The following is a 15,864-nucleotide window of genomic DNA, read 5'->3' as shown; positions in this document are numbered from 1 at the left end:
AAGGACGCAAGCCGGGACCGCGACTGCGCGGCACATCCCCGGTCGCGTAAGGTCGCGCACACCTACTCCCGGCCGACCGTGGTGCATCCGTGATCCGATTCGACAATGTGTCCAAGTCCTATCCGAAGCAGAACCGCCCCGCGCTTCGGGATGTCTCCCTGGAGATCGAGAAGGGGGAGTTCGTCTTCCTCGTCGGATCCTCCGGCTCCGGTAAGTCGACCTTCCTCCGGCTGATCCTGCGCGAGGAGCGCTGCAGCCAGGGCCAGGTGCACGTCCTCGGCAAGGACCTCGCCCGGCTCTCCAACTGGAAGGTGCCGCAGATGCGGCGCCAGCTCGGGACCGTCTTCCAGGACTTCCGGCTGCTGCCCAACAAGACCGTCGCCGAGAACGTGGCCTTCGCCCAGGAGGTCATCGGCAAGCCGCGCGGAGAGATCCGCAAGGCCGTGCCCCAGGTCCTCGACCTCGTCGGCCTCGGCGGCAAGGAGGACCGCATGCCGGGCGAGCTCTCCGGTGGTGAGCAGCAGCGCGTGGCCATCGCCCGGGCCTTCGTCAACCGGCCCATGCTGCTGATCGCCGACGAGCCCACCGGCAACCTCGACCCGCAGACCTCCGTCGGCATCATGAAGCTGCTCGACCGCATCAACAGGACAGGGACCACCGTCGTCATGGCGACCCACGACCAGAACATCGTCGACCAGATGCGCAAGCGCGTCATCGAGCTCGAAAAGGGCCGCCTCGTCCGCGACCAGGCGCGCGGCGTCTACGGATACCAGCACTGAGCAGGTAGGGGATAGAACACCATGCGCGCTCAGTTCGTGCTCTCCGAGATCGGCGTCGGCCTCCGGCGCAATCTCACGATGACCTTCGCCGTCATCGTCTCCGTGGCCCTCTCGCTCGCCCTCTTCGGCGGCGCGCTGCTCATGCGCGAGCAGGTCAGCACGATGAAGGACTACTGGTACGACAAGGTCAACGTCTCCATCTACCTCTGCAACAAGAACGACGGGGCGTCCTCCCCCAAGTGCGCCAAGGGTGCGGTGACCGCGCAGCAGAAGGAGCAGATCGAGGCCGATCTGAAGAAGCTGGACATCGTGGAGACCGTCTTCCACGAGTCGACCGACGAGGCGTACAAGCACTACAAGGAGGAGTACGGCGACACCGCCATCGCCTCCATCGTCACGCCCGACCAGATGCAGGAGTCGTTCCGGGTCAAGCTGAAGGATCCGGAGAAGTACAAGGTGGTGTCCACCGCCTTCGCCGGGCGGGACGGGGTCGAATCCGTCAAGGACCAACGCGACATTCTGCAGAACCTCTTCGACCTGATGAACGGCATGAATGTCGCCGCTCTCAGCGTGATGGGTCTGATGCTGATCATCGCGTTGATGCTGATCGTCAACACCGTGCGCGTCTCCGCCTTCAGTCGGAGACGCGAGACCGGAATCATGCGGCTGGTCGGCGCCTCCAGTGTCTACATCCAGATGCCGTTCATCATGGAGGCCGCCTTCGCCGGTCTCCTCGGAGGCGCCGTCGCCTGCGTGATGCTGCTGCTCGGCCGGTACTTCCTGATCGACCACGGCATCGCCCTCGCCGAGAAGATGCAGCTCGTCAACTTCATCGGCTGGGACGCCGTCCTCGCCAAGCTGCCGCTCGTCCTCGCCATCAGCCTGCTGATGCCGGCGCTTGCCGCCTTCGTGGCGCTGCGCAAGTACCTCAAGGTGTGAGAAGAGCCCCTTGAGCGCCCCGGGCGCCGTGCGGTCAACCACCGTACGGCGCCTTTCGCTTGTCCTAGAGTGGGCGCCATGCCGGTAGGCCCCGGGTTCCGACCCGACGTCTGTCTCCGGCCCCGCGGAGTTCTCCGTGGGGCCGCTTTGACGTTGGTCTTCGCCGGAGTGCTCGCCACGGCCGCGGCCACCGGGTCCCTGCCCCGGCAGGAGAGTGCCGCCGTGAAGCGCGAACAGCCGAGCCCGCGGGGCGACACCGTCGACCGGGGCGCCCTCGCCCGCGCCGCCGCCGACGCCATGGCCGACGGCAAGTCGGGCAAGAAGGCCGCCGAGGAGTTCGTCAGCCGCAGCGGCGACCGCTGGGGCGCGGTCTACGGCCCGGCCGAGTACGAGGAGTTCGAGCAGGCGCTGGACGGCTCGTACACCGGCGTCGGACTCTCCGCGCGGAAGGCGGCGCGGGGGCGCATCGAGATCTCCCGCGTCCAGGCCGGCGGACCCGCCGCGAAGGCCGGGCTACGGCCCGGCGACCGCCTCGTCACCGTCGACGGGCGCTCCGTCGACGGACTCTCCGTGTCGCAGGTCGTCGCCCTGCTGCGCGGCGACGGCCACGCCCGGGCGGGCTCCACCGTCGCCCTCGGTGTCGAGCGCGGCCGGACCACCTGGACCGAGACCCTGAGCCGGGCCCGGCTCGCCACCGAGGACGTCACGGTGCGCCGCCTCGACGACGGCACGGTGCTGATCAAGGTGAGTGCCTTCACCAAGGGCGTGGGCGAGCGGGTCCGGGGGGCGGTACGGGATGCCCCGGCCGGCGCCGGAGTCCTGCTGGACCTGCGCGGCAACGCCGGCGGCCTGGTCGCCGAGGCCGCCGTCGCCGCCTCCGCCTTCCTCGACGGCGGTCTGGTCGCCACGTACGACGTCGACGGCGAGCAGCGCGCCCTGTACGCCCAGAGCGGCGGGGACACCGAACGGCCCGTGGTCGCGCTCGTCGACGGCGGCACCATGAGCGCCGCCGAACTGCTCACCGGCGCCCTGAAGGACCGGGGCCGGGCGATCACCGTCGGCTCCCGCACCTTCGGCAAGGGCGCGGTGCAGATGCCGAGCACCCTGCCCGACGGCTCCGTCGCCGAGCTCACGGTCGGCCACTACCGCACGCCCGCCGGACACGGCGTCGACGGCCGGGGCATCACCCCCGACCTGATCGTCGGCGACGCCACGGGCGAGCGGGCCGAGGAGCGGGCGAGAACGGTATTGAGTGGCCTCGGAGGGGGCTCGTAGTGCGAAAATGGCCGCACTATGGCAAAGGGACTCGTGAACGTACAGGGCAAGCCTGCGAAGAAGAAGGACGCCGACAAGGCTCCTGAGCGCAAGATGATCGCGCAGAACAAGAAGGCGCGCCACGACTACCACATCATCGACACCTACGAGTGCGGTGTGGTGCTCATGGGCACCGAGGTGAAGTCGCTCCGGATGGGCCGGGCGTCGCTGGTCGACGGCTTCGTCCAGATCGACGGGCACGAGGCGTGGCTGCACAACATCCACGTGCCCGAGTACTTCCAGGGCAGCTGGACCAACCACGCGGCGAAGCGCAAGCGCAAGCTGCTGCTCCACCGCGAGGAGATCGACAAGCTGGAGTCGAAGGCGCAGGAGACGGGTCACACGATCGTGCCCCTCGCGCTGTACTTCCTGAACGGGCGCGTCAAGGTCGAGATCGCGCTCGCCAAGGGCAAGAAGGAGTACGACAAGCGGCAGACGCTGCGGGAGAAGCAGGACACGCGCGAGACGAGCCGCGCGATCGCGGCGGCGAAGCGGCGCCAGCGGGCCGCTCAGCTCTGACCCGCTCGGGCCCCGAGGGAATACGCTGGCAACGGCCCCCGTTGTTCACGTACGATGGGCCCCGCACCTCGACAGCGGGTGCGTCTTTGAAAAATCAACATGGGGATGATCGGTTTCGACAGCGGATGTCGAAGCAGGGGAAGCGTGTCGAGGAAGCGGCAATGATCTCGTAAACCATATGTCGCAACCAATAATCGCCAACTCCAAGAGCGATAACTCCCGCTTCGCCCTCGCTGCCTAATTTAGGTAACGAGTAGAAGCCTCTGTGAGGAGCGTCAGCCCGGGGGTGATCCCGACCCGGATCCTGGCGTCATTAAGGGATCTAAACCTCTAGCCCCGGTCACGGGGGCCTGAGGGAAATCAAACAGTGACTGAGCCCGTCGGAGACTTGTCCGCGTGATCTCCGGGGCTGAGAAACTCGTAGCGGACTGCACACGGAGAAGCCCTGATTCTGCACCGTTGGACGCGGGTTCGATTCCCGCCATCTCCACCGAGCGTCCGGGGGGCATGCCCCGCCCGGACACCTCATCCCATGTGGGCACAGGCCCGGCAGTCGTCACGACGACCGCCGGGCCTTTGTCATGCCGGTGGCCGAGCGCAGGACCAGGGCCATGGCCAGGACCAGGGCCAGGCCCGCCGCCATGGCGGGGACCAGGAAGCCGTACGTCGTCGTCGGGGCGTGCTCGGCCGTCCAGCCGCCCGTGGCCGAGCCGGCCGCGACGCCGCCGAGGAGCGCGGTCACCGCCAGCGTCATGCCCTCGTTGAGCCGGCCCGCCGGGGTCAGGCCCTGGATCAGCGCCATGCCCGTGACCATCGTCGGGGCGGTCGCCATGCCCGCCACCAGCAGGCCGCCCGCGAGGGCGAGGAGCGAGCCGGTCGAGGCGCCGATCAGGGGCAGGACCATCAGGACGGTCATGGCCGCCAGACAGGTGTGCAGGCGGGCCGTGCGCCGGGCGCGGCCGAAGAGCAGGCCCGCCGCGCAGGAGCCCGCGGCCTGGAGGGCGAGGACGGGGCCCGCCACCGGACCGTCCACGTGCGCCAGCGTGACGACCTCCATCGCGCCGAAGACCGCGCCCGTGGCCAGGAAGACCCCGAGCAGGGGCGCCATGCCGGGGGCGCGCAGCAGCGAGCCCGACGTGGCGGTGGTGCGGGGCGCGACCGGCGGTTCGGTGGAGCGCTGGGCCGCGAAGAGCAGGACGCCGGTGAGCAGCAGGATCGCCCCGATGAGGGTGCCGGCCTCGGGGAACAGTGCCGAGCAGAGGAACGCGGCGAGGACCGGGCCGAGCATGAAGCAGAGCTCGTCGGCGGCCTGCTCGAAGGCGTTGGCGGTGTGCAGGGACCGCGGGTCGTTCCGGAAGAGGTGGGCCCAGCGGGCGCGGGACATGCCTCCGGTGTTGGGGGTGGTGGCAGTCGCCGCGTAGGCGACGAACAGGCTCCAGGCGGGTGCCTCGTAATGCACGCACAGCAGCAGGGCGAGCGAGCCGAGCGCGGCGAGCGCGGTGGCGGGGACGGCGATCCGTGCCTGCCCGTACCGGTCGACGAGCCGCGCCGTCCGCGGTGCGACGACGGCGGTGGCGGCGAGCCCGGTCGCCGTCACGGCGCCGGCCAGCGCGTACGAGCCGTACGCACCGGCGATCATGATCACGGCGCTGACGCTGAACATCCCCATCGGCAGGCGGGCGATCAGATTGCCGAGGGTGAAGGCGCGGGTCCCGGGCAGGGCGAAGAGCCGCAGGTAGGGGTTGGTGGACGGGCGGGGTTCGCGGTAGTGGGGGGCGAGCGCGGGGCCCGCGGGGGTGAGGGTGAGGGTGGGGGTGAGGTGCGACTGCGGCATGGATCAAGGTTCGGGCCGGACGGGTCGGGCGGTCCAACACCTACTCCGTGGCCATTCACGCGCCTGCGTTGTTAAATGCGGGGTGGCCATTTCGTACGACATCGATCCACGGCTCCTGCGCGCCTTCGCCGCCGTCGCCGACGAGCTGCACTTCACCCGTGCCGCCGCCCGGCTCTACGTGGCCCAGCAGGCGCTGAGCCGCGACATCCGCCGCCTGGAGCGCGAGCTCGGCGCGGACCTGTTCGTACGGACCACCCGGCAGGTGGCGCTCACGCCGGACGGCGAACGGCTCCTTCCGTACGCGCGCGGGGTCCTGGCCGCCTGCGACGAGCTCGCCGACGCGTTCCGGACGACCCACCGGCCGCTGCTCGTCGACCTCAACAGCGTGGGTCTCTTCCACTGCCGCGTCCTGGAGCGGGCGCGGGAACTCGCTACCGAGCCGGAGCTGATGGCCCGCTTCGAGAGCGGTCTGACCGGGGCGGCCGCGCAGATCCTCGCCGGAGCGCTGGACGTCTCCTTCGGGCGGTACGGGGGGCTGGCGCCGGGGACGCGGGCGCGGCTGGACGCGCAGTTCGTACGGTACGAGCCGATGGCGGTGCTGCTGCCCGAGGGCCACCCGCTGGCGGGGCTCCCCTCCGTCCCGCTGGCCGCGCTGACGGGTGAGACCGTGTACGCGGGCGCGGGCAACGAGCGCACGGGGGAGTGGACCGATCTGGCCACCCGGCTCTTCGCCGGGCGGGGCATCACGGTCGCGCCGCCGGCGCCCATGGCGGTGGGGAAGGAGGAGTTCCGCCGGATCATGGCCAAACTCGGCACCCCGGTCCTCGCGGTCGTCGACTTCCCGCCGATGCCGGGCAGCGTGCTGCGGCCCCTCGTCGACCCCGTGCCGCTCTCCCCGGTGAGCATGGTGTGGCGCAAGGGCCTCCGCCACCCCGGCCTGGACGCGCTCCGCACGGCGGCGACGGAGCTCGGCGCCCGGGAGGGCTGGCTGCACCGCCCGGTGGGAGCCTGGCTCCCGGAGGGGGAGCCTGGACTCCCGGGGGCTTGAGCCAGGGGCCTGAGCCCGGGGGCCTGAGCCCGCGGCCCGGGCCTGGCCCCGCCCCGCGCTCACATCGGGCATCCGCGCCGGGTGAGAGCAAGGTTCCGTACGTGTCACTTCCCGCCACCGGCCTGAAACGCCGCCCCCTTAGCGTCTGACGGCAAGAGGTCCAGAGCATCTGGACGCTCGGGACCCGACACCGTGGAGGTACGTGATGGGCGGCCGGTGGATCGAACGGTGGGAGCCGGAGGACGAGGACTTCTGGCGTGAGAAAGGGGAGCGGATCGCACGGCGGAATCTCCTCTTCTCCGTGTTCTCCGAGCACATCGGCTTCTCCATCTGGAGCCTGTGGTCGGTCATGGTCCTGTTCATGGGACCGCAGTACGGCATCGACCCCGCCGGAAAGTTCTTCCTGATCGCGACCGCCACCTTCGTCGGCGCGCTCATCCGCATCCCGTACACCTTCGCCGTCGCCCGGTTCGGCGGCCGGAACTGGACGATCTTCAGCGCGCTGCTGCTCCTCCTGCCGACCGGGCTCGCCTACGCGGTGATGGAGCCGGGCACCTCGTACAACACCTTCCTGCTGGTGGCCGCGCTCACCGGCGTCGGCGGCGGCAACTTCGCCTCCTCCATGACCAACATCAACGCCTTCTTCCCGCTGCGGAAGAAGGGCTGGGCGCTCGGCCTCAACGCCGGCGGCGGCAACATCGGCGTCCCCGTCGTCCAGCTCGTCGGCCTGCTCGTCATCGGCACCGCCGGCGCCCTGCACCCGCGGATCGTCCTCGGCGTCTACATCCCGCTCATCGTCGTCGCCGCCGTGTGCTCCGCGCTCTTCATGGACAACCTCGCGCCGGTGAAGAACGACACCGGGGCGGTCAAGGAAGCCGTGGCGGCCAAGCACACCTGGATCATGGCCTTCCTCTACATCGGCACCTTCGGCTCCTTCATCGGCTACAGCTTCGCCTTCGGCCTGGTGCTCCAGACCCAGTTCGGCCGCACCCCGCTCCAGGCCGCCTCGCTCACCTTCATCGGCCCGCTGCTCGGCTCCCTGATCCGGCCCGTCGGCGGCTCCCTCGCCGACAAGCACGGCGGCGCCCGCATCACCCTGTGGAACTTCGCCGGGATGGCGGTGGCGACCGGTGTCGTGATCTACGCCTCCGTCATCGAGTCGCTCGCCGTCTTCCTCGTCGGCTTCATCGCTCTCTTCGTCCTCTCCGGGCTCGGCAACGGCTCCACGTTCAAGATGATCCCCGCGATCTTCCTCGCACAGGGCCACCGCAAGGGCCTGTCCGGCGAGGAGGCGGAGGCGTACGGCCGCAGGCTCTCCGGGGCCTCCATGGGCCTGATCGGCGCGGTGGGAGCACTCGGCGGGCTCGGCATCAACCTCGCCTTCCGGCAGTCCTTCCAGACGGCCGGCACCGGCACCGGCGCCTTCGTCGCCTTCCTGGCCTTCTACGCCGCCTGCATGGTCGTGACCTGGGCGGTATACCTTCGCCGCCCGCCCGTCGTACCGGACACGGCCGAGGGCGCGGCAGGTGCCTCGGACGAGACGTCGCCGCGGCTCGGCTACGCCAAGGTGTGATCCGGAGTGGTCCGTAACGGCCAGGAAATACCGGCGAACCGAGTCTGTCACGCATCCCCGTCAGGCTCGGTCGTCATGTACGAGCAAGAGCAGGGTCCCCTCGCGGGGTTCACCGTCGGAGTCACGGCGGCGCGGCGCGCGGACGAGCTGAGCGCGCTCCTTCGCCGCCGGGGCGCGGCCGTGGTCCACGGCCCGGCACTCCGGATCGTGCCGCTCGCGGACGACACGGAACTGCTCGCCGCCACCAAGGACCTCATCGACCACGCCCCGGACGTCGTCGTCGCCACCACGGCGATCGGCTTCCGGGGCTGGGTCGAGGCGGCGGACGGCTGGGGCTACGGCGAGGAGCTCCTCGACTGCCTGCGGGGCGTGGAACTCCTCGCCCGTGGGCCGAAGGTCAAGGGAGCGGTACGGGCGGCGGGGCTCACCGAGTCCTGGTCGCCGTCGTCCGAGTCCATGGCCGAGGTCCTCGACCGGCTGCTCGCCGAGGGGGTGACCGGGCGGCGGATCGCGCTCCAGCTGCACGGGGAGCCGCTTCCCGGGTTCGTGGAGGCGCTGGAGGCGGGCGGTGCCGAGGTCGTCGGCGTACCGGTCTACCGGTGGATGCCGCCGGAGGACATCGGGCCGCTGGACCGGCTTCTCGACGGGGTGCTGGCCGGCACGCTCGACGCGGTCACCTTCACCAGCGCACCGGCCGCCGCGTCCCTGCTGACCCGGGCGCAGGACCGCGGCGTCCTGCCGGAACTCCTCGCGGCGCTGCGGCAGGAGGTGCTCTCCGTCTGCGTGGGGCCGGTGACGGCGCTGCCGCTCCAGGCGCACGGCATCGACACGCTCCAGCCCGAGCGCTTCCGGCTCGGGCCGCTGGTGCAGCTGCTCTGCCAGGAACTGCCTTCCCGGGCCCGCACGCTCCCGGTGGCCGGCCACCGCATCGAGATCCGCGGCCACGCGGTCCTCGTCGACGGTCACCTGCACCCGGTCCCGCCGGCCGGGATGGCGCTGCTCGACACCCTGGCCCGGCGACCCGGCTGGGTCGTCTCCCGCGCCGACCTGCTGCGCGCGCTTCCGGGCGCGGGCCGCGACGAGCACGCCGTGGAGACGGCGATGGCCCGGCTGCGGACGGCCCTCGGCACGCCGAAACTGATCCAGACGGTGGTCAAGCGGGGGTACCGGCTGGCGCTGGACCCGGTGGCGGACACAAAGTACGCCGACGGGTAGGGCTCGCGCCCGGTGCCCGGCGCGGCCGCCCCCTGTTCCAGCGGGTCCTCCACGACGATCCGCCGCCGAGGGTCTAGTCGGGCAGCGGGTTCGAGGGGCACTCTGGTCGGGCGCCCGACCAGCCCCACGACCGCGAGGTGGTGACAGGGTCATGACCGTACGGTTCGACTCCGGGCGGATCTGCCTGGATCTGGCCGCCCAGCCGCTCGACCGCACCGAGGCGCTCGACGCCTTCCTGCGCACCACCGGACTCGTCCCGGCCGCCACCCCGCTGCGCGCCCTCGACGCCCACTGGCTCGCCCGCTTCCGCGAACTGCGCGACAGCGTCGAGGAGTTGGTGAGCGCCCAGGTCGACGGCCGGCGTGCCGACCCGGCCCTGGAGCGGATCAACGAGCTCGCCGCCGCCTCCGCCCCGCCCGCGCCCCGCGCCGTCCGCACGGAAGCCGGGGCACTCGTACGGACGTTGTGCGACGAACCCGACTGCCGCGCGCTGCTCGCCGCCGTCGCCCGGGACGCCGTCGATCTCCTCACGGACCCGGCCGCCCGCGCTCTCCTCAGACGGTGCGAGGGCGACAACTGCGCCCGCTGCTACCTCGACACGTCGCGAGGGCGCCGCCGGCGCTGGTGCTCCAGCGGAACGTGCGGCAACCGTGAACGCGTTGCCCGGCATCGGGCAGCCCGGCGCGGGATCGTGACCGTCTGAAAAAACCTCGCGCGCCGTTGAGTCGATCCCGCCCCCGCCCCGTACCTCTGGGCGACAGCAGGGTCTCGACCGGGAGGTTCAGGTGCGCAAGGATGCGGCCGTGGCCGATGACCGTCCGCATCGGGCACGGCATCGCAGCGAGGTGTCACGCTTCCGACTCGACGTCCCCGACGAGGAGTTGATGCGCGCCCTCTACCGCGAACACGCCGGGCCCCTGCTCGCCTATGTACTGCGCCTCGTCGCCGGCGACCGCCAGCGAGCCGAGGATGTGGTGCAGGAGACGCTCATTCGTGCCTGGAAGAACGCCGGCCGGCTCAACCGGGCGACCGGCTCCGTCCGACCTTGGCTGGTGACGGTCGCCCGGCGCATCGTCATCGACGGCCACCGAAGCCGGCAGGCCCGGCCGCAGGAGGTGGATCCGTCACCGCTCGAGGTCCTGCCCGCGGAGGACGAGATCGACAAGGCGCTGTGGCTGATGACGCTCTCTGACGCGCTCGACGATTTGACCCCCGCCCACCGGGAAGTGTTGGTCGAGACCTACTTCAAGGGGCGTACGGTCAACGAGGCGGCCGAGACCCTCGGCATACCCGCAGGGACCGTGCGTTCCCGGGTGTTCTACGCACTGCGTTCGATGAAGCTCGCGCTGGAGGAGAGGGGGGTATCGGCATGACGTACGGCATGACACCGCCGCACGACGCCGCGGGTGCGTACGTACTCGGCATCCTGGACGACGTCGACGCCGCCGCCTTCGAGGCGCACCTCCTCGACTGCGAGCTCTGCACCGCGCACGTGGAGGAGTTCGCCGGGATGGAGCCGATGCTGGCCATGCTGGCGGACGCCGGCACGCCCGATCGCGCCTCCGCCTCCGACGCTTCCTCCTCCTTCGGCGCCCCCGCCGATGCCGGCACGGACCCCTACGCCGACGACGTCTTCGACGCCTTCGCGCCCCGGCCGCCCGCCCCGCCCGGTCCACCCCGTCTCCGCGTCGCTCCCGCCGCTCCCGTCACCCACGAGAGCTCCGCCCCCCGGCCCCAGCTCCTCGACCGGCTCCTCGACGAGGTCGGCACCAAGCGGGCCCGCTCGCGCCGCCGCACCCTCGCCCTCGTCGCGGCCGCCGCCGTCCTCGTCGTCGGCGGTCCCGCCGTCGCCGTCGTCGCCATGTCCGGAGGCGGGAAGGAGAACCGGGCGGTCGACCCCCACCCCACCAGCCCCGCCGAGGACGCCTTCTTCCAGCACATGGAGGAGAAGGTCCGGGCGACCGACGCCACGACCAAGGTCAGCGCCACCGTCGGCATGGAGAAGAAGGGCTGGGGCACCCACACCGTCCTGGAACTCAAGAACGTCAAGGGCCCCCTCAAGTGCCGGCTCGTCGCCGTCTCCAAGAGCGGCGACGAGGAGGTCGTCACCTCCTGGGCCGTGCCGGAATGGGGGTACGGCATCCCCGACGCCCCGCAGGAGAGCGCCAAGAACCCGCTGTACGTGCACGGCGGAGCGGCCATGGAGCGCGACGACATCGACCGCTTCGAGGTCCGGACCTTCGACGGCGAACGCCTCGTGGAGGTGGACGCCTGACATTTCGGCCCCCTGTGGCGTAGGCTCGACGGCTGCCCAGTGCACGTCAGAAGGGGGCCTCAGTGGCCGCGCAGGAAGCCGTGGACACCGTGGACACGGCCCGGGACCGTGAGATCGGTGTCGAGCAGGAACATCTGGATCAGGTCTACCGCCGCCTCGAGGAGAAGATCCGGGAGGCGGAGTTCCTGATGAACGACGCCGCCCAGCGCGGGCAGGTCGGCACGCCCGGCGCGCTCGCCGAGCGCGACGCCCAGGTCTTCCGGGCCGGTATCCACCTCAACCGGCTCAACAACGAGTTCGAGGACTTCCTCTTCGGCCGTATCGACCTGCTCTACGGCAAGGACGGCAAGAAGGGCCCCGACGGCGCCTACACCTCCGTCGAGCCCGCCGAGAACGCCGTACGGCCCGACAACACCGCCGACATCGGCGAGACCCTCCACATCGGCCGGATCGGCGTCCTCGACTCCGACTACGCGCCGCTCGTCATCGACTGGCGCGCCCCCGCGGCCGCGCCCTTCTACCGCTCCACGCCGGTCGACCCCGGCCGGGTGGTGCGCCGCCGGGTCATCCGCTCCAAGGGCCGCAAGGTGCTCGGCGTCGAGGACGATCTGATGCGCCCGGAGCTGAAGGCGACGCTCGACGGGCGCGAGCTGCCGGTGATCGGCGACGGCGCCCTGATGGCCGCGCTCGGCCAGGCCCGCAGCCACACCATGCGCGACATCGTCTCCTCCATCCAGGCCGAGCAGGACCTGGTCATCCGCGCGCCCGCCGCCTCCGTCACGTACGTCGAGGGCGGCCCGGGCACCGGAAAGACGGCGGTCGCCCTGCACCGTGCGGCCTATCTGCTCTACCAGGACCGGCGGCGGTACGCGGGCGGCATCCTGATCGTCTCCCCGACCCCGCTGCTCGTCTCCTACACCGAGGGCGTCCTGCCCTCGCTCGGCGAGGAGGGCCAGGTCGCCATCCGCGCCCTCGGCTCGCTCGTGGACGGCGTGGAGGCCACCACGTACGACGAGCCGGCCGTGGCCCGCGTGAAGGGCTCCTCCCGCATGGTCGCCGTCCTGCGCAAGGCGGCCCGCGGGGCCCTGGAGACCCCGGCGCCCAGAGCCCAGGCCCAGCTGGCTCTGGGGGAGGACGAGGACGCCCCGGCGCCCGCCGGCACCCCCACCCGCCTCCGGGTCGTCGCCTTCGGCCGCCGCCTCGAGCTGGAGTCCGACGAGCTCCAGCGCATCCGGCACAACGTGCTGGGCGGCTCCGCGCCCGTCAACCTGCTGCGCCCCCGCGCCCGCCGGCTGCTGCTCGACGCGCTGTACGCCAAGTCCGGCGCCGTCGGCCGGCACAGCGACCCCGAGCTCGCCGCCGAGCTGCGCTCCTCCTTCGACGAGGACGTCTCCACCGAGGACTCCTTCCTCCTCTTCCTCGACGCCTGGTGGCCCGAGCTCACCCCTCGGCAGGTCCTCGACGCGATGGCCGACGAGAAGCGCCTCGGCCGCTGGGCCCGGCGCATCCTCAACCCGGGCGAGGTCCGCCGCGTCGCCCGCTCCCTGCGCCGTGACGCCCTCTCGGTGCACGACGTGGCGCTCCTCGACGAGCTCCACACCCTCCTGGGCGCCCCGGCCCGGCCACGCAAGAAGCGGGAGTACGACCCGCTGGACCAGCTGACGGGCCTGGAGGAGCTGATGCCCGTACGGGAGGAGACGCAGTGGGAGCGGGCCGAACGGCTCGCGGCCGAGCGCACCGAGTACGCGCACGTCATCGTCGACGAGGCCCAGGACCTCACCCCCATGCAGTGGCGGATGGTCGGGCGGCGTGGCCGGCACGCGACCTGGACGGTCGTGGGCGACCCGGCGCAGTCCTCCTGGTCGACCCCGGACGAGGCCGCCGAGGCCCGTGACGAGGCGCTCGGCAGCCGCCCCCGGCGCCGCTTCGAGCTCACCGTGAACTACCGCAACCCCGCCGAGATCGCCGAGCTGGCGGCCAAGGTGCTCGCCCTCGCCATGCCCGGCAGCACGTCCCCGCGCGCGGTCCGGTCGACGGGTGTGGAACCGCGTTTCGTGGCGGTGGCGGAGAAGGCCGATCTGGCCGAAACCGTACGGAACGAGGCGCGCCGTCTGCTCGAACGGGTGGACGGCACCGTCGGTGTCGTGGTCGCCATGAACCGGCGCGAGCAGGCCGCCCGCTGGCTGGCCGATCTCGGCGACCGGGTGGTGGCGCTGGGCTCCCTGGAGGCCAAGGGCCTGGAGTACGACGCCACGGTGGTGGTCTCGCCTGCGGAGATCGCGGACGAGTCCCCGGCCGGCCTGCGCGTGCTGTACGTGGCGCTGACCCGCGCGACGCAGCAGCTCACGGTGGTCTCGGGGGCCCGGGACGTGCCCGACGCGGACGGAGTCCCCGACCTGCTCAGGGACTGATTTCCGGTCAACCTGCGTCGCAGGAATCACTTACCAGAGTGGTTTGTTAGCCTGTCTATGGCACCGGCTCGATCCAAGCCCCCGGGCCCAACCTTCGTCCCTCAGAGGGACCACTTGCCGCGAGGCGAGCATGGCGGGTCGGTGCCACCTCGTGCATAGCTACGAAGTTGAGGTCCCTGTCACCCCGGGTGACAGGGACCTCTTCTGTTTCCCCGCAGGTTCTCGTATGGTGGAAACTACTTTCCGAAAACAAAATGACCGCATTACCTGCTACCGGCAGGTAGGTGCGACCATCGGAGGGCGCCGCCGGGCAACCAGCCGGGGCGGCGTAGCAACGAAGCTCAGGGAAAGCAGAGGAACTCGGCCATGGCAACGGCGCCCAGCGTCTCGTACTCGATGACGGTCAGGCTGGAGGTTCCCGCCAGCGGAACCGCGGTCTCCCAGCTCACCACGGCGGTGGAGTCCCACGGCGGTTCCGTCACCGGCCTCGACGTGACGGCCTCCGGCCACGAGAAGCTGCGGATCGACGTCACCATCGCCGCGACCTCCACCGCGCACGCCGACGAGATCGTCGAGCAGCTGCGCACCATCGAGGGCGTCACGCTCGGCAAGGTCTCCGACCGTACGTTCCTGATGCACCTCGGCGGCAAGATCGAGATGGCGTCCAAGCATCCCATCCGCAACCGCGACGACCTCTCCATGATCTACACCCCGGGCGTGGCCCGGGTCTGCATGGCGATCGCCGAGAACCCGGAGGACGCCCGCCGCCTCACCATCAAGCGCAACTCCGTCGCAGTCGTGACGGACGGCTCCGCCGTCCTCGGCCTCGGCAACATCGGCCCCAAGGCCGCCCTGCCCGTCATGGAGGGCAAGGCTGCCCTCTTCAAGCGCTTCGCCGGCATCGACGCCTGGCCCATCTGCCTGGACACCCAGGACCCCGACGCGATCGTCGAGGTCGTCAAGGCGATCGCCCCCGGCTTCGCGGGCATCAACCTCGAGGACATCTCCGCCCCCCGCTGCTTCGAGATCGAGGCCCGCCTGCGCGAGGCCCTCGACATCCCCGTCTTCCACGACGACCAGCACGGCACCGCGATCGTCGTCCTCGCCGCCCTCACCAACGCCCTGCGCGTGGTGGGCAAGGGGATCGGGGACGTACGCGTCGTCATGTCCGGCGCCGGCGCGGCCGGTACGGCCATCCTCAAGCTGCTCATCGCGGCGGGCGTGAAGCACGCCGTCGTCGCCGACATCCACGGTGTCGTGCACGCCGGCCGCGAGGACCTCGTCGAGGCCGAGAAGGACTCGCCGCTGCGCTGGATCGCCGACAACACCAACCCCGAGGGCGTCACCGGCACCCTCAAGCAGGCCGTCGTCGGCGCGGACGTCTTCATCGGCGTCTCGGCCCCGAACCTGCTCGGCGCGGACGATGTCGCCGCGATGGCGGACGGCGCCATCGTGTTCGCGCTCGCGAACCCGGACCCCGAGGTCGACCCCGCGATCGCCCGCCAGACGGCGGCCGTCGTGGCCACCGGCCGCTCGGACTTCCCCAACCAGATCAACAACGTGCTCGTCTTCCCCGGCGTCTTCCGCGGCCTGCTGGACGCCCAGTCCCGCACCGTCAACACGGAGATGATGCTGGCGGCCGCCTCGGCCCTCGCCGACGTCGTCACCGAGGACGAGCTGAACCCGAACTACATCATCCCGTCGGTCTTCAACGACAAGGTCGCGGGCGCCGTGGCGGGCGCCGTGCGCACCGCCGCCAAGGCGGGCGGCGCGGGAGCCGACAACGGGACGAACGGGCTCTGACGAGCCCTGCAGGGCCCGCGTGGGCCGTGACCCGACCCACGCGGGCCGCCGAAACCGGCGCGTCGCGGGTCGCGGCGCCGTAAACCCGCCTTTAGGGTGGCAGTTCGGATTCGAAGAGTTTCGGCGGAGTCGACGGAACGTCACCACGCCAGAG

13 protein-coding genes and 1 other RNA gene are annotated in these 15,864 nt (G+C 71.2%); 13 read left to right on the top strand and 1 reads right to left on the bottom strand.

The window, feature by feature from the left end:
* Positions 1–89 precede the first annotated feature (89 nt).
* From ftsE to ssrA, 5 genes are all read left to right on the top strand, one after another.
* Positions 90–779 carry a cell division ATP-binding protein FtsE gene (gene ftsE, locus ACFYV5_RS22305; RefSeq protein WP_355112516.1) on the top strand — a complete coding sequence of 230 codons (690 nt, stop codon included), beginning with the start codon at positions 90–92 and terminating at the stop codon, positions 777–779.
* Between the two features lie 21 nt (positions 780–800).
* Positions 801–1,718 (top strand): permease-like cell division protein FtsX, encoded by a 918-nt coding sequence (gene ftsX, locus ACFYV5_RS22300; protein ID WP_355112514.1) that lies wholly within the window; start codon positions 801–803, stop codon positions 1,716–1,718.
* A 78-nt stretch (positions 1,719–1,796) separates the two neighbouring features.
* Positions 1,797–2,993, top strand: a complete 1,197-nt coding sequence (locus ACFYV5_RS22295; protein ID WP_389171022.1) for a S41 family peptidase — start codon at positions 1,797–1,799, stop codon at positions 2,991–2,993.
* Positions 2,994–3,011: 18 nt separating this feature from the next.
* Positions 3,012–3,551: an SsrA-binding protein SmpB gene (gene smpB / locus ACFYV5_RS22290; RefSeq protein WP_355112510.1), complete on the top strand. Its 540-nt coding sequence runs from the start codon at positions 3,012–3,014 to the stop codon at positions 3,549–3,551.
* Positions 3,552–3,652: 101 nt separating this feature from the next.
* Positions 3,653–4,044: a transfer-messenger RNA gene (gene ssrA / locus ACFYV5_RS22285) on the top strand.
* 63 nt (positions 4,045–4,107) lie between these two features.
* On the opposite strand, the gene ACFYV5_RS22280 is transcribed toward ssrA, so the two are convergent.
* On the bottom strand, positions 4,108–5,385 hold the full coding sequence (locus ACFYV5_RS22280; protein ID WP_389171018.1) for an MFS transporter: 1,278 nt from the start codon (positions 5,383–5,385) through the stop codon (positions 4,108–4,110).
* A gap of 88 nt (positions 5,386–5,473) precedes the next feature.
* Between ACFYV5_RS22280 and ACFYV5_RS22275 the strand changes: the two genes are divergently transcribed.
* The 8 genes from ACFYV5_RS22275 (at position 5,474) to ACFYV5_RS22240 (ending at position 15,710) form a co-directional block, all read left to right on the top strand.
* Positions 5,474–6,433 carry a LysR family transcriptional regulator gene (locus ACFYV5_RS22275; RefSeq protein WP_389171120.1) on the top strand — a complete coding sequence of 320 codons (960 nt, stop codon included), beginning with the start codon at positions 5,474–5,476 and terminating at the stop codon, positions 6,431–6,433.
* 205 nt (positions 6,434–6,638) lie between these two features.
* A complete protein-coding gene (locus ACFYV5_RS22270; RefSeq protein ID WP_389171015.1) occupies positions 6,639–8,006 on the top strand; it encodes a nitrate/nitrite transporter in 1,368 nt (455 codons plus the stop codon).
* A gap of 75 nt (positions 8,007–8,081) precedes the next feature.
* Positions 8,082–9,221, top strand: a complete 1,140-nt coding sequence (locus ACFYV5_RS22265) for a uroporphyrinogen-III synthase (RefSeq protein WP_355112502.1) — start codon at positions 8,082–8,084, stop codon at positions 9,219–9,221.
* A gap of 151 nt (positions 9,222–9,372) precedes the next feature.
* Positions 9,373–9,924, top strand: a complete 552-nt coding sequence (locus tag ACFYV5_RS22260; RefSeq protein WP_355112500.1) for an ABATE domain-containing protein — start codon at positions 9,373–9,375, stop codon at positions 9,922–9,924.
* Between the two features lie 82 nt (positions 9,925–10,006).
* Positions 10,007–10,594: a sigma-70 family RNA polymerase sigma factor gene (locus ACFYV5_RS22255; protein ID WP_355112498.1), complete on the top strand. Its 588-nt coding sequence runs from the start codon at positions 10,007–10,009 to the stop codon at positions 10,592–10,594.
* On the top strand, positions 10,591–11,496 hold the full coding sequence (locus ACFYV5_RS22250; RefSeq protein ID WP_389171010.1) for an RNA polymerase subunit sigma: 906 nt from the start codon (positions 10,591–10,593) through the stop codon (positions 11,494–11,496). The genes ACFYV5_RS22255 and ACFYV5_RS22250 overlap by 4 nt, the downstream gene beginning before the upstream one ends.
* Before the next feature lie 62 nt (positions 11,497–11,558).
* On the top strand, positions 11,559–13,907 hold the full coding sequence (locus ACFYV5_RS22245) for a HelD family protein (RefSeq protein WP_389171007.1): 2,349 nt from the start codon (positions 11,559–11,561) through the stop codon (positions 13,905–13,907).
* A 366-nt stretch (positions 13,908–14,273) separates the two neighbouring features.
* Positions 14,274–15,710 carry an NAD-dependent malic enzyme gene (locus ACFYV5_RS22240; protein WP_389171005.1) on the top strand — a complete coding sequence of 479 codons (1,437 nt, stop codon included), beginning with the start codon at positions 14,274–14,276 and terminating at the stop codon, positions 15,708–15,710.
* Positions 15,711–15,864: the final 154 nt, after the last annotated feature.

This window comes from Streptomyces sp. NPDC003035, from assembly GCF_042888285.1.
In the GTDB taxonomy this organism is placed as follows: Bacteria; Actinomycetota; Actinomycetes; order Streptomycetales; family Streptomycetaceae; genus Streptomyces.
The sequence above is the reverse complement of the archived record's forward strand: the minus strand, read 5'-3'. Positions and strand labels throughout refer to the sequence as shown.

Excerpts from the sequence above, each read along its gene's own strand:
- ftsX (WP_355112514.1), top strand. The coding sequence starts at position 801 with ATGCGCGCTCAGTTCGTGCTCTCCGAGATCGGCGTCGGCCTCCGGCGC.
- ACFYV5_RS22295 (WP_389171022.1), top strand. The coding sequence starts at position 1,797 with ATGCCGGTAGGCCCCGGGTTCCGACCCGACGTCTGTCTCCGGCCCCGC.
- smpB (WP_355112510.1), top strand. The coding sequence starts at position 3,012 with ATGGCAAAGGGACTCGTGAACGTACAGGGCAAGCCTGCGAAGAAGAAG.
- ACFYV5_RS22280 (WP_389171018.1), bottom strand. The coding sequence starts at position 5,385 with ATGCCGCAGTCGCACCTCACCCCCACCCTCACCCTCACCCCCGCGGGC.
- ACFYV5_RS22270 (WP_389171015.1), top strand. The coding sequence starts at position 6,639 with ATGGGCGGCCGGTGGATCGAACGGTGGGAGCCGGAGGACGAGGACTTC.
- ACFYV5_RS22265 (WP_355112502.1), top strand. The coding sequence starts at position 8,082 with ATGTACGAGCAAGAGCAGGGTCCCCTCGCGGGGTTCACCGTCGGAGTC.
- ACFYV5_RS22260 (WP_355112500.1), top strand. The coding sequence starts at position 9,373 with ATGACCGTACGGTTCGACTCCGGGCGGATCTGCCTGGATCTGGCCGCC.
- ACFYV5_RS22250 (WP_389171010.1), top strand. The coding sequence starts at position 10,591 with ATGACGTACGGCATGACACCGCCGCACGACGCCGCGGGTGCGTACGTA.
- ACFYV5_RS22240 (WP_389171005.1), top strand. The coding sequence starts at position 14,274 with ATGGCAACGGCGCCCAGCGTCTCGTACTCGATGACGGTCAGGCTGGAG.